Origin of the sequence: Sphingobium amiense (assembly GCF_003967075.1) — a bacterium.
Lineage (GTDB): Bacteria > Pseudomonadota > Alphaproteobacteria > Sphingomonadales > Sphingomonadaceae > Sphingobium > Sphingobium amiense.
In genome coordinates this window covers 1,676,914-1,701,135 of sequence record NZ_AP018664.1, presented here as the reverse complement: position 1 = coordinate 1,701,135, position 24,222 = coordinate 1,676,914, and the positions used below count along the sequence as shown (strand labels likewise).

Sequence of the window (24,222 nt, the reverse complement as noted above, 5' to 3'; positions counted from 1 at the left end):
GAAACCTGAATGACCGATGGCGCGCAGATCGACCGGCTGGTCCGCGGGGAGGAGCACGATCCCTTCGCGATCCTGGGCGTCCATCCGGACGGCAGGGGATTTGTCGCGCGGGTGCTTCTGCCCGATGCGGTGAGCGTGTCGGCGCAGACGCTGGAGGGCAAGCCGGTCGGCGATCTGGCGCGGCTGCATGAGGCGGGGCTGTTCGGCGGGAAGGTGAAGATCAGGAAGCGCCAGCCGCTGCGCTACATCGCGACCTATGCCGATGGGGCGGAGTTCTCGCTGGTCGATCCCTACAGCTTCGGCCCGGTGCTGGGACCGATGGACGATTATTATTTCGCGGAAGGATCGCACGGCCGTCTGTTCGACAAGCTCGGTGCGCATGTGATGCGACATGAGGGCGTCGACGGAACGCACTTCGCGGTCTGGGCGCCCAATGCGCGGCGTGTGTCGGTGGTGGGGTCGTTCAACCGGTGGGACGGCCGCCGGGGCGCGATGCGCCACCGGACGGACGCGGGCGTGTGGGAGATTTTCCTGCCCGATGTGCATCCGGGCGCGCCCTATAAATATGAGATCGTGGGCGCGGACGGCGTTATGTTGCCGCTCAAGGCCGATCCCTTCGCCTTCGAGGCGGAACTGCGCCCCTCGACCGCGTCGGTCGTCGCGCCGCCGCTCGATCATGACTGGGGCGATGAGCGTCACCGCGCGCACTGGCGGCAGGCCGACGCCCGCCGCGAACCGGTCTCCATTTACGAAGTCCATGCCGGATCGTGGCAGCGGAGCGAGGATGGCGGCTTTTTAAGCTGGGACGAACTGGCGAACCGGCTGATCCCCTATGTCGTGGGCATGGGTTTCACCCATATCGAGTTCCTGCCGATCAGCGAGCATCCCTATGATCCGAGCTGGGGATACCAGACGCTCGGCCTCTATGCGCCGTCAGCGCGGTTCGGCGATCCGGCGGGCTTCGCGCGCTTCGTCGACGGTGCGCACCGGGCCGGAGTCGGCGTCATCCTCGACTGGGTGCCCGCGCATTTCCCGACCGACGAACATGGCCTTGCCCGGTTCGACGGCACGGCGCTTTACGAACATGCCGATCCGCGCAAGGGATTCCACCCCGACTGGAACACCGCCATCTACAATTTCGGACGGCGCGAGGTGATGCAGTTCCTCGTCAACAACGCGCTTTACTGGGCCGAGCGTTTCCATGTCGACGGACTGCGGGTCGATGCGGTCGCCTCGATGCTCTACCTCGATTATTCGCGCAAGCCCGGCGAGTGGATACCCAACGATCATGGCGGGCGCGAGAATGTGGAGGCGGTCGCCTTCCTCCAGCAGATGAACAGGGCGCTCTACGGCACCCATCCGGGTGTCATGACCATCGCGGAGGAATCGACGAGCTGGCCCGGCGTGTCGCAGCCGGTCCATAGCGGCGGCCTCGGCTTCGGGTTCAAATGGAATATGGGCTTCATGCACGATACGCTGCGCTATCTGGCGCGCGATCCGGTGCATCGGGCGCATCATCATGACGACATCACCTTCGGCCTCGTCTACGCCTTCAGCGAAAATTTCGTCCTGCCGCTGAGCCATGACGAAGTGGTGCACGGCAAGGGATCGCTGCTGCACAAGATGGCCGGGGATGACTGGCAGAAATTCGCCACGCTGCGCGCCTATTACGGCATGATGTGGGGCTATCCCGGCAAGAAGCTGCTGTTCATGGGGCAGGAGTTCGCGCAGCGCGCCGAATGGAGCGAGGAGCGGTCACTCGACTGGCACCTGCTCGACCATGCGCGGCATGTGGGGATGCAGCGGCTGGTGGGCGATCTGAACCGGGTCTATCGTTCTCACCCCGCGCTCCACGCGCGTGACTGCGAGGGTGAGGGGTTCGAATGGGCGCTGGTCGATGCCGCCGCGGATTCCGTCTTCGCATGGACACGCCGTGCGCCCGGCGCGCCGCCGGTCGTGGTCATCAGCCATTTCACGCCGGTCCTGCGCCACGGCTATCGCCTGTGCCTGCCCTGCGGGGGACAGTGGCGCGAGATACTGAACAGCGACGCGCTGGATTATGGTGGCGGCGGGGCTGGCAATATGGGCATCGTCCATGCCGATGACGAAGGATGGGCGAACATCACCATCCCGCCTTTCGCCACGCTGATGCTGGAACTGGATGACTGACCGCTGAGCTACAGGCGCGCAAGAAGGAGAGGCCGCAATGAACCCCAAATATCAGCCGATCGCCCGCGACGCGATGGCCTATGTCCTCGCCGGGGGGCGCGGCAGCCGTCTCGCCGAACTGACCGACAAGCGCGCCAAGCCCGCCGTCCATTTCGGCGGCAAGGCGCGGATCATCGACTTCGCGCTTTCCAACGCGCTCAATAGCGGCATCCGCCGCATCGGCGTCGCGACGCAATATAAGGCGCATTCGCTGATCCGGCACCTGCAGCGCGGCTGGAACTTCTTCCGCCCCGAACGCAACGAGAGCTTCGACATCCTGCCCGCCAGCCAGCGCATCTCCGAAAGCCAGTGGTATGAAGGGACGGCCGATGCCGTGTTCCAGAATATCGACATCATCGAAAGCTATGCGCCCGAATATATGGTCATTCTGGCGGGCGATCATGTTTACAAGATGGACTATGAACTCATGCTCCAGCAGCATGTGGACAGCGGCGCGGACGTGACGGTCGGCTGCCTCGAAGTGCCGCGCATGGAGGCGGTCGGCTTCGGCGTCATGCATGTGGACGAAGCGGACAACATCACTGCCTTCGTCGAAAAGCCTAAAGACCCGCCCGGCATTCCCGGCCAGCCCGACATGGCGCTGGCGTCGATGGGCATCTATGTCTTTCGCACCAAATTCCTGATCGGGCAGTTGCGGCGCGACGCCGATACGCCGGGCAGCAACCGCGATTTCGGCGGCGACATCATCCCCTATATCGTAAAGCATGGAAAGGCGGTCGCGCACCGCTTTTCCAGCAGTTGCGTGCGGGCGGAGAGCGAGCTGGAACCCTATTGGCGCGATGTCGGCACGATCGACGCCTATTGGCAGGCGAGCATCGACCTCACCGATGTGGTGCCCGCGCTCGACCTCTACGACCGGAGCTGGCCGCTCTGGACCTATTCGGAAGTCACGCCGCCCGCCAAATTCGTGCATAATGAGGATGGGCGGCGCGGGTCGGCGACGTCCTCCCTGGTCGCGGGCGGATGCATCGTGTCGGGATCGTCACTGCACCGCAGCCTGCTGTTCTCCGGCGTGCGGACGCACAGCTTCTCGTCCGTCACCGAAAGCGTCATCATGCCCAATTGCGAAATCGGGCGCGGCGCACGGCTGCACAAATGCGTGGTGGACAGCGGCATCATCATCCCGGCAGGTCTCATCGTCGGCGAAAATCCCGCCGACGACGCGCTGCGGTTCCGGGTGAGCGACAATGGTGTCTGCCTCATTACCCAGCCGATGATCGACGCGCTCGCTCGGTAGAAGGACAAAGCCGCCCGTGTCCATCAAGCTGCTGTCCGTCGCGTCGGAAATCTACCCGCTGGTGAAGACTGGCGGGCTGGCGGACGTGGTGGGTGCGTTGCCCGCCGCGCTGGCGCCGCACGGAGTGGAGGCGCGCTCGCTGGTGCCCGGCTATCCCGCCGTCATGGCGCGGATCGGCAAGGGCAGGCGGGTGCATCGCTACCCCGACCTGTTCGGCACACCTGCCGCGATCCTGTCGGCGCAGGCCGATGGGCTGGACCTGCTGGTGCTGGACGCCCCCGGCATCTTCGCGCGGGACGGTGGCCTCTATGGCGATGCGGCGGGACAGGACTGGAGCGACAATGCGCTGCGCTTTGCAGCCCTGTCGCGGGCGGGAGCGGACATCGCCGAAGGGGCGCTGAAGGGCTGGCAGCCGGACATCGTCCATGCGCATGACTGGCAGGCGGCGATGACCGCCGCCTATATGCGCTTCGGCCCGGCGGCCCGCGTGCCGAGGGTCGTGACGATCCACAATCTCGCCTTTCAGGGGCGGTTTCCCGCCAGCCTCTTTCCGCGCCTCGGTCTGCCGCCCGAAGCGTGGGGCATGGACGGGGTCGAATATTATGGCGGCATCGGTTTCCTGAAAGCGGGACTCGTGTCCGCCGACGCGATCACGACGGTCAGCCCGACCTACGCGCGGGAGATACGCTCGCCTGCCGAGGGCATGGGGCTGGAAGGGCTGCTCAACGGTCGGGCGGACCGGCTGCATGGCATATTGAACGGCATCGACGGCGACATCTGGAACCCGGCGACCGACGATCTCCTCGCCCGTCGCTACAGCGCCCGCGCGCTCGGCGGCCGGGCGGCGAACCGGCGCGCGCTCGAAACGCGGTTCGGGTTGGACCATGACGATGCGCCGATCTTCATCATCGTCAGCCGCCTCACCTGGCAGAAGGGCATGGACCTGATGGCGGGCGCGGTCGACCGGCTGGTGGCGGGCGGCGGCAAGCTCGCGCTGCTGGGGTCGGGCGATCATGCGCTGGAAAGCGCGTTCCTCGCCGCGCGGGGCAGGCATCCGGGCCGGGTCGGCGTGGAGATAGGCTATGACGAGCCGCTGTCCCACCTGCTTCAGGCGGGGGGCGATGCCATATTGATCCCCTCCCGGTTCGAGCCGTGCGGCCTGACGCAACTTTATGCATTGCGCTATGGCTGCGTGCCGGTGGTGGCGCGCGTCGGCGGTCTGGCCGACACGGTGATCGACGCGAACGAAGCGGCGGTCGGCGCGGGCGTGGCGACGGGCCTGCTGTTCGCAGCCGGAGATGCGGGCGCTCTGGACGCCGCCATCGCGCGGACGGTGCAGCTTCATGCCGACAGGTCGCTGTGGCAGGCGATGCAGCGCGCGGGCATGCGTTGCGACTTTTCATGGAGCAACAGCGCGGCCCGCTATGCGGCGCTCTACCGCGCGCTGATCGCGGAACCGGCCTGATGCCCGCGAGGCGGGACACGCGCTTTTCCGTCTGGTCGCCCGAGGCGGAGCAGCTCTGGCTCTGCCTGTTCGATGTGGAGGACCGCGAGACCCGCCTGCCGATGCTGAGAGACGCGGACGGATGGTGGCATATCGGCGCCGCGGGGGTGGGTGTCGGGCAGCTTTACGGCGTGAGGGCGGACGGACCCTATGATCCGGATCGCGGCCTGTGGTTCGATCCCGACAAGCTGCTGCTCGATCCCTATGCCACGGCCATCGACCGACCGTTCCGCTATGACCCGGCGCTGGCGGCCCCGCGCGGGGAGGGTGGCGACACGGCGCCCCTGATGCCCAAGGGGGTTGTCACCGCGGCGCTGCCGGACCTGCCCCACCAGCCGCCGCGATTTGCGGCGGGCGGCCTGATCTACGAACTGTCCGTCCGGGCCTTCACCATGCTGCATCCCGATGTGCCGGAGGCGCTGCGCGGGACCGTCGCCGCGCTCGGCCACCCCGCAATCGTCGCGCATCTGAAGGCGCTGCATGTCTCCGCCGTCGAACTGATGCCGGTCAACGCATGGATCGACGAGCGGCACCTGCCGCTGCTCGGCCTTTCTAACGCATGGGGCTATAACCCCGTCAGCTATTTCGCGCTTGATCCCCGGATCGCGCCGGGCGGTATCGGCGAATTGCGCGAAGCCGTGGCGGCGCTGCACGCGGCGGGGATCGGCGTCATTCTCGACATGGTATATAATCATGACGGGGAGAGCGACCGGCAGGGGCCAACCCTTTCGTTGCGCGGTCTCGATGCGCGGGGCTATTTCCGCTACGCGCCGGACGGCAGCCTCATCAACGACACCGGCACCGGCAACAGCATCGCCTGCAACGCGCCGCCCGCGCGCGGCCTGATCCTCGATTCCCTGCGCTGGTTCGTCCGGAACGCCGGTGTCGACGGCTTCCGCTTCGATCTCGCCCCGGCGCTGGGGCGCATGGAGCAGGGGTTCGATCCGGCCGCGCCGCTGTTGCAGGAAATGCGCGCGGACCCGCTGCTGGCCGATCGCATCCTGATCGCGGAGCCATGGGACGTGGGACCGGGCGGATACCAGCTCGGCAATTTCGGCGAAGGCTGGCTGGAGTGGAACGACCGCTATCGCGACGATGTGCGCCGTTTCTGGCGCGGCGACAGCGGGATGCTGGGGCACCTTGCGACGCGGCTTGGCGGATCGTCGGACCTGTTCGGGCATGTCGCGACGCGATCCGTCAACTTCATCGCCGCGCATGACGGCTTCCCCCTCGCCGACCTGGCTGCGTTCGAGCATCGGCACAACGAAGCCAATGGCGAGGATAATCGCGATGGCCATGGCGACAATCTGAGCTGGAATAACGGTGTCGAGGGGCCGAGCGACGATCCCGAGGTCGTCGCCGCGCGCCGCAGCGACGCCAAGGCGCTGCTCTCGACGCTGTTCGTCTCGCGCGGAGCGATCATGCTGACGGCGGGGGATGAATTCGGCCGCACCCAGCAGGGCAACAACAATGCCTATGCGCAGGATAACGAGATTGGCTGGCTGGACTGGGAAGGGCGCGACCGGGAGCTTGAGCAGCATGCGCGCGATCTGGCGGCCCTGCGCGCTGCCTGCCCGGAGCTTCGGGACGTGGCGATGCTGACCGACGCAGATGTAGAGTGGCTCGATGAGGAGGGCCGCCCGCTGACGGTGGAGCAATGGGAAGACCCCGAACGCCGCACTCTGGCGCTGCGCTATCGCGCGAGCGGACTTGTGATTGGCATCAATGGAGCGAGCGGCCCATGCCGCTTTCGCTTAGCGCAAGGTAATTTTGTCGTGCCGCCAAGGAGCGTTCATGTCCTGACGGACTGAACTGGTGACCCCTACGGGCACCCGGCAATCGTGGCAAGGTACTGATTTTACGGCAGTATCTGCGTTAAGCGCCTTGTTGATACCATCGGAAGTGCCATCTGTCCATAGAGATATTATGAGCCGGAGTGGCACTGCCTGGTTTCGTCACGGCTGTCGGTTCTGCACCCTGATCGTGCATCGCACTGGCTGTTTGGCCACTGTGGCCTGCTGCTCGCAAGCATCGATGGCCTCACGGTTGTCCCGGCGTATATCGGCGGCATCGGATATGGCTTGCCATGCCTCCGGGCTATCGGCCCGCATCATCCGGGTTCCAGCTTCCCATAGCGTAGGCTCGCGCACGGTGCGCGCGGCGATGCGTTCGGGCAGATGCCAGCTTGCCGGGAGGATGCGCGCGATGAAGCCGGGAAGGACAGCCCATAGCAGGCATCCGGCGAGCAAGCCGCCGCCTGCCGCCCATTTGAGGCGGCGGCGTTGCTCGTTGAAGCTGGCAACGTCTCCGGCCAACGCCCGCAAGGCGCGGGATGACTCGATATGTTGCTGCTTTGCATCGGAAAGGGCGACGTGGTCATCGCGCCGCGCTTTTGCGGCGGCGGCCTGTATCCGTGCCGCCATATCCTCTGGGGTCATCTGCATGGCGGGATGCTCATCGATGGCGACCAGCCGCTTCGCCATCTCGCCAAGGGTGTTGCTGTAATCGGGAATGTCGATTTCCGCCTTCTCGGTCGCCAGATTCTGGACCGCGCGGCGGACCAGCGCCATTTCGCCTTCAAGCCGTGCGAACGCCTGTGTCGCCGGATCGGGTTCCTGTTCGGAATCCAAGGGCAGTGATCTGTCTTCCATATCTTTTTCCTATCTGCTCATGCCAAGGTTGCGCCCGTGATCGAACGGCACGGAATCCGCGAGATCGCGGACAAGGCTGCGGCCCATTTCCATGTCGATGCCGAGTTCACGGGTGCGCCCGCGCAGGACCGATTCCATCTGCGCATCGCGTTCGAGGCCTTTCGCCATGCCGTGCATTTCCTGCGCGACACGCTTCGCACCTCGGAAGTCGCCGTCGCGCTGCAAGTCCTCGCGGTGACGCTGGAGCTGCTGCCAGCCTTCGACGAACCTGTCGGCGCGCTGGAAGGGATCGGCACGGATTTCAGCTTCAAGCTGCATCGCGCGCATGGCGGCCTGGCCGCGCCCTTCGGCGGCTTCGTGGACAAGCTCGGGCTGGCGCTGGAACGCCGCGCCGAGATCGGCGGCGGCATGGGGCCGGATCGCCTCCACTCCCGCGCGCGCCTTGTCCAGCGCTTCGCGCTGGTGCGGAAGCACCGGGAGACCCTGGCCCTGCATCCGCGTTATGTCGGCGGCAGCGCGGGCGTAGCGCTCCACCGCGCGGCGCGGATCGGGCGCGCGGGCTTGGCGGACAAGCGCCTGTTCCTTCTCTCCTTCTGGCCCGTGGGGTTGCGGACGGAAGTTGGCGAACATGCCCGGTTCGCGCTCGGGGGCTTGCGCTTTGGGCCGGAACCCATCGAACATTCCGCGCGCGCGTTCGGGAATCTTCTGGATGATTTCCGCTATACGCTCGCGGAAGGTGATGCCGCGCCGTTCGGCGAACTGCTGCGCTGGGTCGCGGCGCTCGTAATCGCTCGCCATGTCCTTGGCCCGCTCGCGGGACAGGGTGCGGACAAGGCGGGATTCGTCCTTGAAGTCGTCGCGGCCATAGTGGAGCGCCATACCTTCACGGTGACGCGACATGCCGACATATGCGCCGTGGCGGTCCATGCCCGGCGTTGCCAGCACATGGGCGCGGTCAACGGTCATACCCTGCGCCTTGTGGATCGTGGCGGCATAGCCGTGATCGACATGGGCATAGTGCTTGGTGTCGAACGCGACGCTGCGCCCGTCATCGGTGCGGACGGCGATATGCTCTGGGCTGACCTTTTCGACCGTGCCCAGCGTGCCGTTCTTGACCTCAAGGCTGCGCTCGTTGCGCAGGAACATGATGCGGTCGCCACTGGCGAACATGCGGTTGCCGGGCTCTGCCTTCACCAGCACGTCATCGCCCAGCGCATTGCTCGTGTGCATCCGGTCGCGCGCCGCTTCATTGAGTTCGCGCACTTCGTCATTGGTGTGGGTAAGGATGATGCGGGTCTGATCCGGCGCGGCGATGCGTTCGCGATCCCACCGCTCGACAAGCTCGCTGCGCGCTGCCTCGCGCGTGTCGGCGGCATGGACCATGCCATGATCGGCATAGGCCCGGATCGCTTCTCCCGTGCGCCCTGTAGCAAGTTGCCGGGTGGCATCCTGCTGCCAGCCCTCATGCTGGCGGCGAACCTGGGTGATCTCGACGCCGCCATGCCGCTCATGGATCGCGCGGAACGCCGCGCCCGCCTCGATGGCCTGCAACTGCTGCGGGTCGCCGACCAGCACGACCTTTGCGCCCGCGTCGACGGCATGGGAGAGAACGCGCTCCATCTGGCGCGTGCCGACCATGCCCGCCTCGTCGATCACCAGCACGTCACGCGAAGTCAAAAGGTCGCGCCCCTGCGCCCAGCCATGTTCCATGCTGGCGATAGTGCGCGAGGCGATGCGGGAACCATTCTCCAACCCCTCCGCCGCGATGCCGGACAGCGCCGCGCCGCGCACTTCGAATCCGGCGCGCTCCCATGCCTCGCGCGCAACGCCCAGCATCGCGCTCTTGCCCGTTCCGGCGTATCCCACAACCACGCTGAGGCCGCGCCCGTCCGCTACATGCTCGAACGCCGCGCGTTGCTCGCCGGTCAGCGCCAGCCCGCACCCTTTCACCTGCGCCAATGCGGCGGCTCGGTCCTTCCCGTCCACGTGATGCCGTTCCCGCTCGGCCATCAACTCGCTGGCGCGCTGTAACCGCTGCTCGGTCTCGATCATCTCGCGGCTGGTGAACCGATCTTCGCCGCGTCCGTCCTTGCCAAGCTCGACAAGATCGGGGGACGCACGGACGGCGCTCAATGCCCGGTCGAACTGCTCTTTCCCGTCCGTGTGGCTATGCACGAACATTGCCATGTCACGGTGCGTGAATGTCGCCTGCTGGTGGGTGATTGCGTCCAGGGCGACACACGGTTCCGCGATGATCCGTTCGCCGTTCCGCTGCGCGATGGCGCGGTGATCCTCGATGCGCTCGGACTCAAGTCCACGCTCGCCCATGCGTGATGCAGCGGGACCAATCTTGTCCTGCGGTTCAAGCCCGATGCCCTGTGCTTGCAAACTGCGGTGATCGACGCGCGCGTCAATGTCGAGTTCGGCAAGCCGTCCATTGACATGATCGGCCCAGCGTTCGCGCCATTGCTCGACAAGCTCGGTCCTGTTCCAGTCGCGGACCTTCGCGCCGAAACCCTCCTCGTCCACTTCGCGCATCGTCAACATGACATGGGCGTGCGGCTTCGCCATGCCGTCCGCGCCAATATCCCAGTGAACATTGAGGTCGGCGATCATGCCGCGATTGACGAACTCCTGACCTGCAAAATCGCGCGCCAGTTCGATGCCCTGTGCCTGTGTCATCTCGCGCGGAATGGCGAACTCGACTTCGCGGGCAAGCTGGGCGTCCTTGCGAACCTCCGCCGCCTCGACCGCGTTCCACAGCTTCTCGCGGTCGGCGAATTCCTCGGGCGCATTGTCCGGCAGGAGAATTTCGGAATGAACGACGCCCGACTTGTTGGTGAAGTCGTGATCGCGGTCGAGCCGGTCATCGTGCAGCCGTTCGCCTGCGCGATAGGCAGCGGCGGCAACGGCGCTGCGTCCGCTCGCCCGCCCGATGACCTTTGCGCTGAAATGGAAGATTGCCATGATGGCAATCCATCTACACTACAACGGGCACGTCGGAACGACGTATAAGCGCGCCCTCCCATGATAAAATCCTGCTCGGGACTATCTGGTTCCAGAACGTCCCGACGACTCTACAGCATTACGCGCGGCACACTATTATCATGGGCGCATCAACTCTCAACGGAGACTTGCGATGCGTAAACCCAGGGACTTCGATTCGGAACTGAAGGCGCTGGCCGACAAGGCACGTCAACTCAAAGAACGCCGCGTCCAGCAACTCGGCGAACTGGTGATTGCTTGCCGAGCCGATGCCACTGACGCGGAAACACTGGCGGGTGCGTTGCTGGTCATTGCCGAAACCGACGATGCCGCACGAAAGGAGAGCTGGCGCAAGCGCGGGGCTACCTTCTTTCAAGGCAACGCGCGTGGTCGAACTGCGGGAACTGATCGCGACAAAGGCAGCACTACGCCGAATGACAGCGGCGCGGTATCGGCTTGAAGCACAGAAGGCGCGAACCGACATGCGCGAATGGGCCGTGCAACGCCGCGAACGCACGCGTCAACTGATCGAACTGGGCGGCCTCGTCGTGAAAGCCGGACTGGTCGATCTCACCGATGACGATCGCGCCGCGCTCTACGGCGCGTTCCTCACCGTTGCGGCCAAGCTGCGCAGTGAGGACCGTGAACAGGCGCTCGTGTTGTGGAAACGGAAAGGGAAACGGGCATTCGAGAGCGAGAGATAACGAAAATCCTCTCGCATTTCCTGCCATCTCAAAAAATATTTTCAAATCGGTGAACCGAAATTCGCGCCGATGTCGCCTTAGCATAACAAAGACCGAAATTTGCTTCGCGTTCCTGTGCATGGAGACCGGCATGACAATTCATTCAAAGCTACGGCTGAGTGCGGCTGTGATAGCGTTGATGGTGCCGGGAACGGCATGGGCGAATTGCGATCTGACACAGCCCGACGTAATCTGCGACGGCGCGACAGGGGCGAATACGACCGCGACGATTACCGGCAAGCGCTCTGTGCGGTTCCAAAATAGCGAGACGCAGGCAGCCACTACCGGGCTGACTGTCAACGGTGATGCCACCAACGGCGCGAACGTGACGATTGATGCGGGATCGTCGATCAACGCCAGCCAAGCGGCGTCGCTGGGGCCGGGCCAGGCGCTGATTGCCTATACCGCGCTGACCTTGCGTGGCGGCGGTAACGGAGCCACTGCGCGGATCAACGGCGACCTGATCTCGGCCAGTTCTTACGGACTCGACGCATCCACTACGACATCGACCGGGCTGATTGATGTCGCACAAGGCGCGACCTCGACGATCCGGGGTGCTTCCTACTCACTGGGCGGATTGAATTACGGCTTTAACGCAATCCGCACCCAAGCCATCGGTGGTGCAGACACGCGGATAACAACCAACGGGACATTGGTTGGCGGTATCAACGCATCCAGCGGCAATCCTAATACCATCGACGATACCAGTGCGGGAGCTTCCGCGTTTCAGATCACCAACAACGGATCGATCCTCGACCTTTCCAACGGACTGGGCGGCATCGCCATCACGCAGCGCGGCACCGGCGATGTCAGCGTGGTCAACAACGGCAGCATCCTGACGACCAGCTTCGGTATCAACGCGAATGTCTACACCCCGACAGGCGTCACTCGTAACGCGGCGACCACGATAACGGTCAATGGCAATATTGGGAGTGCCGCAAGTCGGCCACGCATCGCCGCGATAGTTCAGGTTTCGGGAGGAACCAACACCGGCGATATCCGGATCGGCCTGAACAGCGCCAGCATCTTCGGTGGACTGATTGCTACAGGAGACACGCGCGGGAACGTATCGATCATCGGCACCGGGACCGGCTTGATCTCCGACAATTCGTTCGGTCCGAACCTTACTGCGGCAACCGTCATTGCTGCGAACACGCTCAAGAAAGGACCAGGCAACGTCACGATCGATCTCACCCAGACCATCGGAGTTGATCTGAGGAACTATAATACTGCAACATTGGGGACAGCATCGATTGACGCTGCTACCAGCGGAAGCGGCGCGGTCTCGGTCAACCGGACATCGGGCGGCGGCAACATCACCGTCGCCAATGGCAACGCCATCGATCTGCTCATCAACAGTGGCGTGGGCATTTCCACCGCAGTAGGGTCGTTTGTCCCCCTGTCTGCTGCGGAGCAGGCAACCCGGCTTGACAACAACACCGCCACCCTTGCGGTAACAGTCGGGGCAGGCAAAACAGTCAGTGCGGCTCAGGGCACCGGTATCCGGCTGTTCAGCGGCTATTCGACCGGCGCGGCGACCGCAGACATTAATGGCACGATCAGCGCGGGTAACGCCGGAGTGTGGGGACGCGGCACGCGCAACGATTTCACGGTCACCGTTGCGACCACCGGCAGCATTGCTGGTGCCACCGGAATCGATCTCACCACCGCCGCAGACTATTCCGATCCCAATTCCGACTTCAGCACCGGCGCGATTGTCCAGCTCAATATCACCCCAACTGTGGCGGGCCTGCAACTGGCCGGTGTATTGACGGCGAACAATGCGGGCACGGTTTCGGGCACCACGACCGGAATAAGGCTGATCGCGGGTGGAACGGGAACTGCCGTCGTCACCAACACCGGCACCCTCACTGGCGGCACCAACGCCGTCGCCGGATCGACCGCAGGCACTGCATTCCGCATCACCAATGGCGCAACCGGCACGATGACCGGCGGGATCAACGTCACCGGATCGTCGGTCAGCGCCTCGCTGTTCACCAACTCAGGCCGTTGGAATGTAGGCAGTGGAAACTCGTCGTTTTCGGGCGCATTGGCCAACACCGGCATCATCAACGCGGCGGACGGGGTCGCCGGGAACAATTCCATCACAATCACCGGAAACTACACCGGCGGCGGGCAGATATTCCTTGATGCCAGCACAGCAACCGCCCGTGCCGATACGCTGACCATCACGGGCACGGCGACCGGCACCACCGCCGTCACCGTCAACCGGCTGGCGCAGGGGCGGATCGCGGGCGGATTCCTGCCGCTGATTACTGTCACCGGCGGTGCGGCGGCGGGGGCGTTCACCTCCACTTCCTTTGCCGACGCGGGCGTGTTCCGTGAGAGCTTCGGGGTGAGCAAGACCAACGCTAACCAGTTCGGTATTTTGCAGGCGTTCAATCCGCTGCTCACCGGGCTGGGCGGACTACATGTAACGGCGGCAACAGCGGCGGCGGCACTTGATGACTCCGTGCTACCCTATGTCACTGGCCGCGAGGGTGCTGCTTCAGGCAAGCCGCACCTCGGTCTATGGATACGCGGCACCTCGGGTAGTCTCGGCCAGACGCTGGCGACCGTCATCTCCGACAGCACGACGCAGCTTGCCAGCGCGACCAACCGGCTCGAACTCGATCATCGTTCGATCCAGGGTGGAGCCGATCTCGGTTGGAGCGATCTTGGCGGTAGGGGCTGGTCCGTGCATCTGGGCATCATGGGTGGCACCTATAGTGCCGACGCCACCCAGCCCGCGACACGGATCAAGGTGAATGTGCCGTTTCTGGGAGCCTATGCTGCGTTGACAGGCGACAGGCTGACCATCGAAGCCAATGTGCGGCGCGAATGGCGGCGGTTCGATGTGACCAATGCTGTGCTGTTTGGCACTGCCGCAGCGACCAGAACCAAAGGTCGTGCATGGGCGGGCGCGGTAGCGGCGTCATACCGCCTGCCGCTTGGACACGGCTTTGCACTTACCCCGCGTGCGGCGTTGAGCTGGAGCAACAGCCGCATCGATACCTTTGCCATCGATAATTTCACACGGCTGGCTCCCGGTAGCGACAATAATAGCGTCGCCCGGCTCGGCGCGCGATTGTCATGGGCGGGCAAGGTCGGCTCAGGACTGTTCGCCGAACCCTATGCCGGGGCATATTGGGTAAAGAATATGTCGAACAGCGAGACTGCTACGATCCTCTCAGCGGACGCGGCGGGCACCGTCATCGGCTACAACCTCAATGCCACCGGCTACCGTTCAACTGGCCAATATGTCGCGGGGCTGAGCTTGCGCGATGAGCGTGGCCATCTTTCGGGCTTTATTGAAGGGCGGCTTGACCGGGGGAATAGCGTGCGCGGGCACGCCATTTCGGGCGGTGTGCGGGTCCAATTCTAGTCTCAAGGGAACCAACCCATGTCTTTTGAAGATTTCATGGCCGGAACGGTCGATGCACGGGTTTCCCGAGGGAGTTTTGATCACTCCACCAAGACTTTAGCCCCACTCCCGCTCGATGCCACCGATGCAGCTAAGACGGGCCGTGAAGCGGAGCTGAAAGTGGTTCAGTCCGAAATTGCGGCAAAATTTGACGCGGACTATTTGCCCTGCGCTGCGCAAATGGGGGGCTTGTTCGCGCAGGCGCAATCCTGCCGCACGCTGGGTCAGATGCTGCCACTCAGACTTTTTCAAGCGCAAGGTTACATGATTGGCCATCTGGTTACGCTCTGCCAAGCCTACCAAGCCGATGCTGACGTTCTGGCAAAGCTCGGTTTACCAGGCTTTCAGGCTTATCTCAAACGCTTCGCGGACGACGCGGTACAGGCGCAAGCGGCAATCAAGAACACCGTCGCCGCCGGTATGCCGGGGCCAGGCTTGGAACCGGAAGCATTCTTCGCCGCCTTGAACGCGGGCCTGCCTGTAATCCCTGACCTTCCCCAGCAGGGCGGAGACGTGGGTACGCCCGGTCCTATGACGGGTTGGCCCGGCCTAGCATCACAATCGACGACGATGCCGCCTTCTGGTGGGCTGCCGTTCCTCCCAAGCCCGCCCTTTGGGGGCGATAGAGAACCGAGGCATTCAAGCAACGCGAGGCAAACAGATAATGCGTAGCGCACGATTAACCAAGAAAAAGGAGATAATCAGATGGCAAGCGTATATGTTTCATGGACTGGCGGAATTGACGGATCGGTCTATATCGATGTTGCTTCCGAGACTGTTGGGCCTTTCAACAGTAACTCATACTATACCGTCACTCTGCCCGATGCCGACGGAACCTATCCCGTGCGACCATGGTGCGGAAGCATTGAAAGCTCAAATCAAGTTTCGGTGTCAGGTGGTTATGCCTCGCCCGATCGGATCAACTGCGATCTCGGTTAAACGGGTCGGTCGAGCCGTGGCGGCGTGAACGCATTTACCAATTTGGTGTCTCTGCCGCCATCGTTCGCAGCGAGGAATCTCGAAAGGGAAAGCAATGTGGAAAGCTATGCATGAAAAGTTCGAGGACAGTCAGATGATTGCCCCGAACAGCTACAGGTTCGCTGAGGCGAGAAAAAATCAGATCCCGGAAACCGCAGGATATGGAGCCTGTACATGTTGCGGGTGCGGAAGCTTCTTCAACGACGGTACTGGCGATTGTCGATGTGGCCACTCCTTTGGCCAGCATTACAGCTGACCCATGCTATCGTCGCGGGATCAGTCGATGGCCGAAGTAGCAACCTTCCCGCCGTTCTTTGACTTCCAAGGCCCTATAGGTCGGTGACGGAACTCGTCACCACCTTGTCATCGACACCGATGTGGATCTTGGCTCTGGCCGTGCTCGCCTATGTTGGCCGGAATTGGTTTGAAAGCATGCTGAAAAGCCGGTTCGCTGTTGCCGAGCAACGCATCGCTGCCTCGCTCGCCATCAGGGCGGGACTGCGCTCGCATGAACAGAACGAACTGGTCGCGTTTCGCATCGCGGTCGAGAAGTGGGAATATTTCCTGCAAAGCGGCATCGGCGATCTGACGATGCAGGCCGAATCGAAGGACTTCGAGCCAGCCGATTTTCACAAATCCGATCTCAAACTGTTCGGCAATGTGCGGCTTGCCGCAGTCAAGGCGTCGATCTTCCTGTGCGATCCCAACCTCGAAATCGAACTGCTCAAAACCATCGCTACGATAAGAGCGCTATATTATCCGCTTCTCGAAACGACAATGCACGATCTGCTCGAAACTCAGGAACAAATGCTGCCCTATCTCAATCGTTTGCGGCTGTTCGAGGCCAGTGGTCAGAAGGACACCGTTATCGCGTTGACCGCCGATGAAGCGCAGGTCCTGATCAGCCTGCGGCATCAAATGACGGCAGTTTTGCAGGGCTTTGCCGAGAACCTGTCTAGCCAATATCGCTCCATCGCCGAACAGCTTTACGAACTCAAGGACAAGATCAACGTTCGCACCTATCGCCCTCTGACGAATTCAGAGGTTGATCCCGGGAATGGATAGTCCGGGAGCAATGACGCCGACGCAATCGGCTTTCGATGTCATTCGTGGTATTTGGTAGAAAAATCAATTCAGGATGCCTGTGTGTCAGTCGATTCATTAGCACTCAAGGTTGTTGAAGCCGCACTGGGCATTGATAACGCCGAGGCAAGGCGCGCATTTGTAATAGGTCGTTGTGGCAAGGATGCAGGCTTACGCGCGCGCGTCGAAGAACTGCTTGCACATGAGCATACAAATTTCCGACTGCTTCCCACCGAAAGCCTCATCAAGCCGTTGGGCGTGATTGAGGCGATTCCCAAACGGATCGGGCCATACAAAATCACCGCCGAGATCGCGCGCGGCGGGATGGGGGCGGTGGTCAAGGCCGAGCGTGATGACGGTGTGTTCCAGCAGCAGGTGGCGATCAAGCTGATCCGGGGCGATCTGGCAAGTGACCGCGCCAAAGCCCGATTTGCCGAGGAGCGCCGGATTCTCGCCAGGCTGCGTCATCCGGGCATCGTGCGTATCCTCGATGGCGGCGATGCCGACGGCCGTCCGTGGCTGGCGATGGACTATGTCGATGGCCTCCCAATCACCGAAGCGCTGTGCAAGGCCGGGGTGGACCGGACCGCACGGCTCGATGCGTTCGAGGCGGTGTGTGAGGCGGTGGCCTTTGCCCATCGCAGTCTGGTGATCCATGCCGACATCAAACCATCGAACGTGCTGATGAGCGCGGACGGCGCGGTGCATCTGCTTGATTTCGGTATCGCCCGTTTGATTTCGGTGATTGACACCGACGAGACAGGCGATCCCTATCCGCTGACCAAGGGCTATGCCGCACCGGAACGCGCGGTGGGTGTGGCACCGACGATTACCAGTGACGTGTTTAGCTTGGGCGTGTTGCTGCTGGGGATGCTCGGTTGCAAGGTGCCGGGAGAGGACGGTGATTTCATTCCCGGCACACGCCTGCCGGTAGGGCAGCTTGACGGCGATCTGGGCGCGATTGCCGCCCGCACACTGGCTGAAAAGCCCGAGGATCGTTACCCCGACGTTGCCGCTTTGCTCTCTGACATCCGTCGTATGCGCGCCTTTGTGCCGCTGGCGGCGCGACACGATGCGGGATGGCGTTATGTCGTGGGCCGTTTCATCCAGCGGCACCGGAAGGGTCTGACGCTGACCGGGCTGGCCGCACTTGCGCTGGTTGCGGCGACAGCAATCAGCACGGTCCAGTATGTCCGGGCCGAACGTGCCCGCGCCGAAGCGGACGCAAGGTTTGTCGAGGTACGCCACCTTGCCAAATTCATGCTCACCGAGCTCAGTGATGATCTGAGCGATGCACCGGGAACGGTTGTCGCCCGTGCGCGGCTTGCGGAGGTTTCGGGGCAGTATCTCGAACGGCTGGGCAGCGTTAGGGATGCGCCAGCCGACCTTCGGCTCGATACCGCGCAGGGCTATCGGCGACTGGCCAGTTTGCAAGGATTGTCTGGCACATCGAACCTCGGCCATCCCGATCAGGCCGCGAAATCACTCGATCAAGCTGAAGCTTTGCTAGCGGTTCTGGCAAAGGAGCAGCCGGGCAATCCAGAAGTGCTTGAGGAACTAGGGTGGGTCACTGCCGGTCGATGGGCGATGGCGGCTGACAACGGCAAATCGCGTCAACTGAATAACCGTGCGGCTGGCTATTTCCGGCAAGCCCTTGCCATCGACCCGGCCAGACAGAGCGCGCTGATCGGCTTTCTGGTCACTGAAAAGAGCCGCGCCTATGATATGATCTGGAGCGAAAATCGCCCGGCCGCCGCAGTCCCCGTGCTGTTCTCTGCGCTTTCCCGACTGCGGGCCGTTAGGTTTGAGCGTGTAAACCGGCGCGATGCCCGCCTGCTAGAAGTGAACCTGCTGGGTCGTCTCGGCGATGCTATCTACTACGCAGGCGACAAGCCTGGATCACTTGTTCCCTATCGCGAGGCGGAGGCCATCATCCGCGCCGAGCTTGCCAAGGGAACATCGCTGGTATGGACCGACAAGTTCGGCGAAGCCAAATTCAACATCAGCGGGACGCTTGGCGATATTAACGGGCAGAATGAAGCCGCCCTGCGTGAAGCACGCGAAGGGATTGTGGCCCTTCAACGCGTGCTGGCATTCGGCCCAGATGCTAACATCGAAAAGCGCTTGCTGATCCTCTACGGTCAAGAAGCAAACGTGCTTTCGGATATGGGGCGCATGGCCGAAGCGGTCGCAGCCTCCAACGCCAGTATCGCGCTGCGACGCGAACGACTAGCGCGCGTACCCCACGATCCGCAACGAAATCGCGACCTCGCAGTCGCACTGCCTAACCATGCCGAAGTGCTAGCCCGTGCAGGAAGCCATCGTGCAGCGTGCAATGCGGCCCAGGAGGCTGTTCGGCAATGGACTGCGATCCGGGCCGCTGGAAACCTCGGCGCGCGCGATGCCGCCAAGGACGTTCCCGAAGCTGCGAAAGTAGCGACCCGGCTCTGCGGTTAATTATCAGCCAATTCGTCGGCCAACCATAGCCGCGCCGTCTGCCAGCGCCGTTTGATTGTCGATTCTGAACTTTCCAGCACAACAGCGATTTCGTCAGGTTTAAGACCAACGAAAAACCGCATCTCAACGATTCTTGCAAGTTCGGGTGAGATCGTTTCCAGCTTTGAGAGTGCCGCGTCCAGCATCTCGACATCGACCCCGCTATTCCCGGGGTCGTCTTCAAAAAAGATACTCGGTGCCTGGCGTTTGGCTCGCTTGCGGCTTTTGATTGCATCCATCATGGCTTGCCGCATGATCCGTGCGCCGGTGGCGAAGAAATGCTGGCGGTCGTTCCAACTCATCTGCTCAAGCCTGATGATCCGCAGTGCAGCTTCGTTCACCAGTTCAGTGGGTTGCAAGGTAAGCATGGGTGCGTCACGGTGCAGCATACGTGAGGCCGCCGCGCGCAGTTCATCATACACTTCGCTGAGCAATTGATCGCGTTCGGCCAGCATCGGCACCCCCATTTGCCCAATAGCAAAGAAGGGGCGAGCCGGAAGCAGGATTTTCGCCTCTCAAAAGGTTTGCGGGATGCGGATGTCAAGGGGCAATAAAGTCTGCAACTGCCAGTAATATACCGAAACCGGCACTGACATGGCCTGCGGCTTGCGCCTTTGGCATGGCGCGGGGCAAACTGACATTCAGCGGGCAGACCATCGGAAGGTAGGTCTGCAATGGTGCGCGAGTCGGGCGCGCAATCTGATCAGCAGCAGCGCAACTTTGCGTCGATAGTGTCGAACAACGTGACGTGCGCGTCACAGTTGCGACGGAAATGTGAAATTGCGCTCCGCCAAGCGCTACCCGGCGTCGCCGTGCACCGCCAGCCGCATCCGTTTACAGCCGTCTGCCGCCGTCCGCCTGTATTTACTGCCGTGGCTGCGATTGGCACCGGATGTCCTCGCAAAGGCACTTGAGCGGAAAATTGTAATCACCAAAACTCGGCTCAGGGGGAGCCATTGATAGCCAAGGAATGGAAGAAAGTCCCCATGAACTGCCCTGATCGTATCATCCGCCTGAAAACTGTTCTCGCCCGCACCGGCTTGTCCCGCTCCACCATGTATCGCAAGATCAAAGAGGGCACGTTCCCCCGGCGGGTGCCGATCAGCACGCACGGAACCGGCTGGTACGAATCCGCCGTCAATCGCTGGATAGCCGATCCCCTGCGTTACCGCGAAGATCGCGCCGAATGAGGGAAAGCCGGGTTACTCCCCGGCTTTTGCCTTCTTGAAATCGCCCTTTATGACTTTCGCGCCATCACGCAGGAAGTCGAGATGGTCGGACCAGTGCTGCATCATCCGCACGCGCTCGTCCCAATATTCGCCCCGCGTGTAGGCACGGCGCACGGCGTTGTTGTCGCAATGGGCAAGTTGCCGTTCGATCGCGTCAGGATGCCATAGGCCCATTTCGTTCAGGAGCGTCGCCGCCATCGCCCGGAAGCCGTGGCCGGTCATCTCGTCCTGGGCGAAGCCCATGCGCCGCAGCGCCGCGTTGATGGTGTTCTCCGACATGGGCCGATCCACAGAACGTAACGACGGAAACAGATAGGAGCTGTAGCCCGCGTCATGCTCGATGGTCTTGAGGATGGCGAGCGCCTGGGCGGACAGTGGGATACTGTGGGCGCGGCGCATCTTAGTCTTGTGCTTCGGGATGGTCCAAAGCGCCTCGTCGAAATCGAAGTCGGCCCATTCAGCATAGCGCAGTTCGCCCGGACGCACGAACACATGCGGGAGCAAGCGCAACGCTGCTTTGGTGTTGGCAAAACCCTCGAACGCCTCGATGGCGCGCAGTAGGCCGCCCGCCTCGTTAGCGTTCGTGATCGCGGCGCGATGGACGGGCTGGGGCGCGATGAGCGCGCCGCGAAGATCGGCGGCGACATCGCGCTCGGCCCGAGCCGTGGCGATGGCGTAGCGGAATATCTGGCTGCATGTGCTGCGTAGGCGCTTGGCCGTCTCGTAGCGGCCCTTACCCTCCATCTTGCGGAGCATCACCAACAGTTCCTGCGCGGAGATGGAGGCGACGGGGCGCTTGCCGATGGATTCGTTGATGAAGTCCAGCAGCCAGCGGAGCTTCTTCATGGTGACGCCGGAGCGACCCTCACGCTCGACCTTCACAAGCCATTCGTCGGCTACCGCCTTGAAGCTGTTGGACGCCGCGACAGCCGCCGCAACCTTTTCCAGCTTGATCTGTTCGGCGGGATCATCGCCGCGCGCCAGAACCTTGCGGGCCGCGTCGCGCTGCTCGCGGGCTTCGGCAAGGCCGGTGTCGGGATAGACCCCGAACGCCAGCGTCTTCTGCTTGCCAAGGTAGCGATAGTTCATCCGCCAGTAGCGACCGCCATTGGGGGTGACATAGAGGAACAGCCCGTCACTATCGGTGAGTTTGTAGGGCTTTTCGCGGCCCTTGGCATTTTTGATCGCGACAGCGGTAAGCGCCATGATGGTATCTCCGGCAAGGGGAGGACCGCGCTACCATCAGATATACCATCAGGATGGTGGTATCCGGTGGCACGAAGCCGCTCCGCATGGGATACCTATACCACAAGAAAACCGCAGAAATCAGCCAGTTATGGCATCATCTGGAACCCTCTGGGAGAGGATTTTGGTGACCCCTACGGGAATCGAACCCGTGTTTCAGCCGTGAGAGGGCCGCGTCCTGACCGCTAGACGAAGGGGCCGTGGGTTGCGCTGGGCAACCGGCAGGGGCTGCGATCTAGCAGACCTTGCGCGCCCGTCAAGTGAGGGAAAGCGCGGCGGCTCTTTGCCCCATAAAAAACCACCCCATGCAAGCATGGGGTGGCCAAGGTTCAGGGAGGAGACGCCTCCAAAAAGGGGGAGGCGCCCATATGACACACCCGAAAGGGGGGCGGGTGCACCATATGTTTCATAGGTAGGACAGGTCGCCCGCTCTTTCAAGGGGCGAATTGTCCTACCGATTACAGCGCTTTGCCAGCTCAGGCCGTCGCTTCGGCGGGCAGTTCGGGCTTCGGGATCGGCCCCTTGTCCTGCGCGATCTGCGCTTCGAACACATCGCGCATCAACTGGAGCGAAAAGAGATGCGCATGGATCAGCGGCAGCATGCCGTTCTGGTTGATCTTGCGGAGCTGGTCGCCGCGCAGGTCGCGCAGCTTTTCCTCGTTGATCATGCGGAAGCCGCGATACACGAAAGGCTGCTCGGCGATCGGCGTCTGGATCGACACTTCGCCTTCCATCAGCAGGTCCATTTCTTCAAGGTCACGGACGAACTGGCCGGTGCGGGCCGCCGCCTGCTCGAAATCCTCGCAGAATTTGAGCACGCCCTGCGTCAGTTCGCTGGGCTTGCCATCCTCGAACAGCGCCTGGCCTTCGTCGAACGCACCGATGGTCGAGCTGGTCGGATCAAAGCAGAGCGACAGTTCGTCGCTGTCGGGCCGCAGCTTGGCCAGCATCCAGGGATAGCGGCGGACGTATGCGGGGATATAGGCGGGGCCGTTCAGCTTGCCCTCGGCGTCGACGAAGGTGTTCACGCCTTCATTGAGGCCCATCAGCAGAAGCGGCACGGAATCGGTGCCCGCCGAAAAGATGATCGGCGCGAAACGCTGCGCCGACACGAACTCGTCGACGGTCAGCGGCACGGCGTGACTGGTCGTCAGGAAAGGCGCGGCGTCGGCCGGCTGGACCTTGTAATCGACATGGTCGGCGCTGCTCAGCGGCAGAAGGTCGTTGTAGAAGATCGGCAGGCTGTTGGCGGGCGCGCTGGCCATTATCGGGTCCACTCTGTTAGAGGCGCAGGCGGAACGATCCGCAGCCGTGCGCCGACTGATGAATGGGGCAGGGCGATACTGGCCCGGAGCCTGTTGTGCAATCGCTTTGTCGGCGCAACGCTGCCAGTTCGGGGCAAATCGTTCTTGTGCGCCACCTGCGAATATGATGTCTTGCGTGCAGGGGGACCCGAATGAAGCTTTTTCGCGCGATTAAGGCCGCTTATTTGCGCGATACGCGATTGATCGCCGCTTCGATCGGGATCGTCATTTTCGGGGTGGCCACGCTGATCGTGGCCATCAAGGCCGCGTCGCTTCCCTATGGGGACGGGCAGTTGCTCGCTGGTTTCTGGGTGTCGCTGGCCGCCTCTTTTCTCGAAGATATGGCGTTCTTCGCTTTGATCGGCGTCATTGGCCTTTATTTGAGCCTGCAACGTCCCGATAAGGACATCTTCGACAGCAGGATAAAATATCTGTTCAACGCGAATGGCGTTAACGACAGATTAAGAGCATTTTTGATAGAAAAAGTCGCTCCACTGGGGATATTTTCTACGCGCTATAAAACGTCGATTGATTTTATGGCTTATGACGAGAAGCTCGACGCTATCAAAGCGGTGTTTCATGTTGAACGTGTCCTGACGAACATGTTCAAGGACAGGGCGTTTGAGAGAGAGCGTCAGGGATTCAACATCGTTACCGATGAGGTTGGCGACCCTGCGCAGTTGCAGGGCGTTCTGTTGGCCGCGTGGACCGGCACCGGCCGCAGGGACGAGCAGTTCATCGTGGAGCCGAAGGAAATATACGGCCCAAGACATGATGAAGAAGTCTATATAAATGTGCCGCCGAACGGAGAAGTTACGTTTAATTATAGATTCTGGATCTGGCATAAAATATCGGAGTCATATCATCTGGACACGTTGCGATATTCGCAGATGGCAGAAGTCTTCGTGTCCAACAGGTCCGATGTGACGATGACGCTGGTCGATGGCAAAACCGGACAGGAACGGGTGTTGACGCCAAAGGCTACTCACCTATATGAATTGGGCGAAATTCCATCGGGTCAGCGAGAAGTATTTAAATTGAAGGAGATATTGAAAATGGCAACTCCTGGCAGCGGTGCCTGACCCGAAATTCGCGTTGCGCCGGACCGGGCATG

The 24,222-nt window shown here is 62.3% G+C and carries 18 protein-coding genes and 1 tRNA gene; 13 read left to right on the top strand and 6 right to left on the bottom strand.

Annotation, left to right across the window (positions count from 1 at the left end; all coding sequences use genetic code 11):
- Nucleotides 1-9: 9 nt before the first annotated feature.
- The 4 genes from glgB to glgX are packed head-to-tail and all read left to right on the top strand — an operon-like array spanning nt 10 to nt 6,781.
- A complete protein-coding gene (glgB, locus tag SAMIE_RS08155; RefSeq protein WP_066697319.1) occupies nt 10-2,169 on the top strand; it encodes a 1,4-alpha-glucan branching protein GlgB in 2,160 nt (719 codons plus the stop codon).
- Nucleotides 2,170-2,206: 37 nt separating this feature from the next.
- Nucleotides 2,207-3,466, top strand: a complete 1,260-nt coding sequence (gene glgC, locus SAMIE_RS08150) for a glucose-1-phosphate adenylyltransferase (protein ID WP_066697317.1) — start codon at nt 2,207-2,209, stop codon at nt 3,464-3,466.
- Between the two features lie 16 nt (nt 3,467-3,482).
- On the top strand, nt 3,483-4,931 hold the full coding sequence (glgA, locus tag SAMIE_RS08145; RefSeq protein WP_066697315.1) for a glycogen synthase GlgA: 1,449 nt from the start codon (nt 3,483-3,485) through the stop codon (nt 4,929-4,931).
- Nucleotides 4,931-6,781: a glycogen debranching protein GlgX gene (glgX, locus tag SAMIE_RS08140; RefSeq protein WP_066697313.1), complete on the top strand. Its 1,851-nt coding sequence runs from the start codon at nt 4,931-4,933 to the stop codon at nt 6,779-6,781. Before glgA ends, glgX begins: the two co-directional genes overlap by 1 nt.
- A 144-nt stretch (nt 6,782-6,925) precedes the next feature.
- Here the strand turns inward: glgX and SAMIE_RS08135 are convergent, their stop codons facing one another.
- Nucleotides 6,926-7,621, bottom strand: coding sequence for a DUF6118 family protein (locus SAMIE_RS08135; protein WP_066697311.1), 696 nt, complete (start codon nt 7,619-7,621; stop codon nt 6,926-6,928).
- A 9-nt stretch (nt 7,622-7,630) separates the two neighbouring features.
- Entirely contained in the window at nt 7,631-10,588 is a 2,958-nt protein-coding gene (traA, locus tag SAMIE_RS08130; protein WP_066697309.1) for a Ti-type conjugative transfer relaxase TraA, read from the bottom strand.
- A gap of 172 nt (nt 10,589-10,760) precedes the next feature.
- On the opposite strand from traA, the gene SAMIE_RS08125 reads away from it, so the two are divergent.
- The 7 genes from SAMIE_RS08125 (at nt 10,761) to SAMIE_RS08095 (ending at nt 19,291) form a co-directional block, all read left to right on the top strand.
- The gene (locus SAMIE_RS08125; protein ID WP_066697306.1) at nt 10,761-11,066 is read left to right on the top strand and encodes a conjugal transfer protein TraD; all 306 of its coding nucleotides are present in this window, start codon (nt 10,761-10,763) and stop codon (nt 11,064-11,066) included.
- A gap of 22 nt (nt 11,067-11,088) precedes the next feature.
- Complete coding sequence (locus tag SAMIE_RS08120) at nt 11,089-11,310, top strand: conjugal transfer protein TraD (RefSeq protein WP_066697685.1); 222 nt, start codon at nt 11,089-11,091, stop codon at nt 11,308-11,310.
- Between the two features lie 118 nt (nt 11,311-11,428).
- Nucleotides 11,429-14,734 carry a beta strand repeat-containing protein gene (locus tag SAMIE_RS08115; RefSeq protein ID WP_083952373.1) on the top strand — a complete coding sequence of 1,102 codons (3,306 nt, stop codon included), beginning with the start codon at nt 11,429-11,431 and terminating at the stop codon, nt 14,732-14,734.
- An 18-nt stretch (nt 14,735-14,752) separates the two neighbouring features.
- Nucleotides 14,753-15,445 (top strand): hypothetical protein, encoded by a 693-nt coding sequence (locus SAMIE_RS08110; RefSeq protein ID WP_066697301.1) that lies wholly within the window; start codon nt 14,753-14,755, stop codon nt 15,443-15,445.
- A 33-nt stretch (nt 15,446-15,478) separates the two neighbouring features.
- The gene (locus SAMIE_RS08105; protein WP_126516772.1) at nt 15,479-15,712 is read left to right on the top strand and encodes a hypothetical protein; all 234 of its coding nucleotides are present in this window, start codon (nt 15,479-15,481) and stop codon (nt 15,710-15,712) included.
- A gap of 378 nt (nt 15,713-16,090) precedes the next feature.
- Nucleotides 16,091-16,816, top strand: a complete 726-nt coding sequence (locus SAMIE_RS08100) for a hypothetical protein (protein WP_126516771.1) — start codon at nt 16,091-16,093, stop codon at nt 16,814-16,816.
- Between the two features lie 51 nt (nt 16,817-16,867).
- Complete coding sequence (locus SAMIE_RS08095) at nt 16,868-19,291, top strand: serine/threonine-protein kinase (protein ID WP_126516770.1); 2,424 nt, start codon at nt 16,868-16,870, stop codon at nt 19,289-19,291.
- On the opposite strand, the gene SAMIE_RS08090 is transcribed toward SAMIE_RS08095, so the two are convergent.
- A complete protein-coding gene (locus SAMIE_RS08090) occupies nt 19,288-19,785 on the bottom strand; it encodes an ECF-type sigma factor (protein WP_066697297.1) in 498 nt (165 codons plus the stop codon). The genes SAMIE_RS08095 and SAMIE_RS08090 overlap by 4 nt on opposite strands.
- Nucleotides 19,786-20,316: 531 nt before the next feature.
- Between SAMIE_RS08090 and SAMIE_RS08085 the strand changes: the two genes are divergently transcribed.
- On the top strand, nt 20,317-20,520 hold the full coding sequence (locus SAMIE_RS08085; RefSeq protein WP_066697294.1) for a helix-turn-helix transcriptional regulator: 204 nt from the start codon (nt 20,317-20,319) through the stop codon (nt 20,518-20,520).
- Nucleotides 20,521-20,532: 12 nt separating this feature from the next.
- Here SAMIE_RS08085 and SAMIE_RS08080 read toward each other — a convergent pair whose 3' ends face one another.
- From SAMIE_RS08080 to SAMIE_RS08070, 3 genes are all read right to left on the bottom strand, one after another.
- Nucleotides 20,533-21,765 (bottom strand): tyrosine-type recombinase/integrase, encoded by a 1,233-nt coding sequence (locus tag SAMIE_RS08080; protein WP_066697291.1) that lies wholly within the window; start codon nt 21,763-21,765, stop codon nt 20,533-20,535.
- A gap of 164 nt (nt 21,766-21,929) precedes the next feature.
- Nucleotides 21,930-22,004 (bottom strand) — tRNA-Glu (locus tag SAMIE_RS08075).
- 276 nt (nt 22,005-22,280) lie between these two features.
- Nucleotides 22,281-23,069, bottom strand: a complete 789-nt coding sequence (locus tag SAMIE_RS08070) for a SapC family protein (RefSeq protein WP_066697288.1) — start codon at nt 23,067-23,069, stop codon at nt 22,281-22,283.
- A gap of 191 nt (nt 23,070-23,260) precedes the next feature.
- Here SAMIE_RS08070 and SAMIE_RS08065 point away from each other — a divergent pair, with 191 nt between their 5' ends.
- Nucleotides 23,261-24,190, top strand: a complete 930-nt coding sequence (locus SAMIE_RS08065) for a hypothetical protein (protein WP_066697284.1) — start codon at nt 23,261-23,263, stop codon at nt 24,188-24,190.
- Nucleotides 24,191-24,222 lie beyond the last annotated feature (32 nt).

Excerpts from the sequence above, each read along its gene's own strand:
- SAMIE_RS08115 (WP_083952373.1), top strand. The coding sequence starts at position 11,429 with ATGGAGACCGGCATGACAATTCATTCAAAGCTACGGCTGAGTGCGGCT.
- glgC (WP_066697317.1), top strand. The coding sequence starts at position 2,207 with ATGAACCCCAAATATCAGCCGATCGCCCGCGACGCGATGGCCTATGTC.
- SAMIE_RS08105 (WP_126516772.1), top strand. The coding sequence starts at position 15,479 with ATGGCAAGCGTATATGTTTCATGGACTGGCGGAATTGACGGATCGGTC.
- SAMIE_RS08070 (WP_066697288.1), bottom strand. The coding sequence starts at position 23,069 with ATGGCCAGCGCGCCCGCCAACAGCCTGCCGATCTTCTACAACGACCTT.
- SAMIE_RS08065 (WP_066697284.1), top strand. The coding sequence starts at position 23,261 with ATGAAGCTTTTTCGCGCGATTAAGGCCGCTTATTTGCGCGATACGCGA.
- SAMIE_RS08135 (WP_066697311.1), bottom strand. The coding sequence starts at position 7,621 with ATGGAAGACAGATCACTGCCCTTGGATTCCGAACAGGAACCCGATCCG.
- SAMIE_RS08080 (WP_066697291.1), bottom strand. The coding sequence starts at position 21,765 with ATGGCGCTTACCGCTGTCGCGATCAAAAATGCCAAGGGCCGCGAAAAG.
- glgX (WP_066697313.1), top strand. The coding sequence starts at position 4,931 with ATGCCCGCGAGGCGGGACACGCGCTTTTCCGTCTGGTCGCCCGAGGCG.
- SAMIE_RS08110 (WP_066697301.1), top strand. The coding sequence starts at position 14,753 with ATGTCTTTTGAAGATTTCATGGCCGGAACGGTCGATGCACGGGTTTCC.
- traA (WP_066697309.1), bottom strand. The coding sequence starts at position 10,588 with ATGGCAATCTTCCATTTCAGCGCAAAGGTCATCGGGCGGGCGAGCGGA.
- SAMIE_RS08085 (WP_066697294.1), top strand. The coding sequence starts at position 20,317 with ATGAACTGCCCTGATCGTATCATCCGCCTGAAAACTGTTCTCGCCCGC.
- SAMIE_RS08125 (WP_066697306.1), top strand. The coding sequence starts at position 10,761 with ATGCGTAAACCCAGGGACTTCGATTCGGAACTGAAGGCGCTGGCCGAC.
- SAMIE_RS08090 (WP_066697297.1), bottom strand. The coding sequence starts at position 19,785 with ATGCTGGCCGAACGCGATCAATTGCTCAGCGAAGTGTATGATGAACTG.
- SAMIE_RS08120 (WP_066697685.1), top strand. The coding sequence starts at position 11,089 with ATGCGCGAATGGGCCGTGCAACGCCGCGAACGCACGCGTCAACTGATC.
- glgB (WP_066697319.1), top strand. The coding sequence starts at position 10 with ATGACCGATGGCGCGCAGATCGACCGGCTGGTCCGCGGGGAGGAGCAC.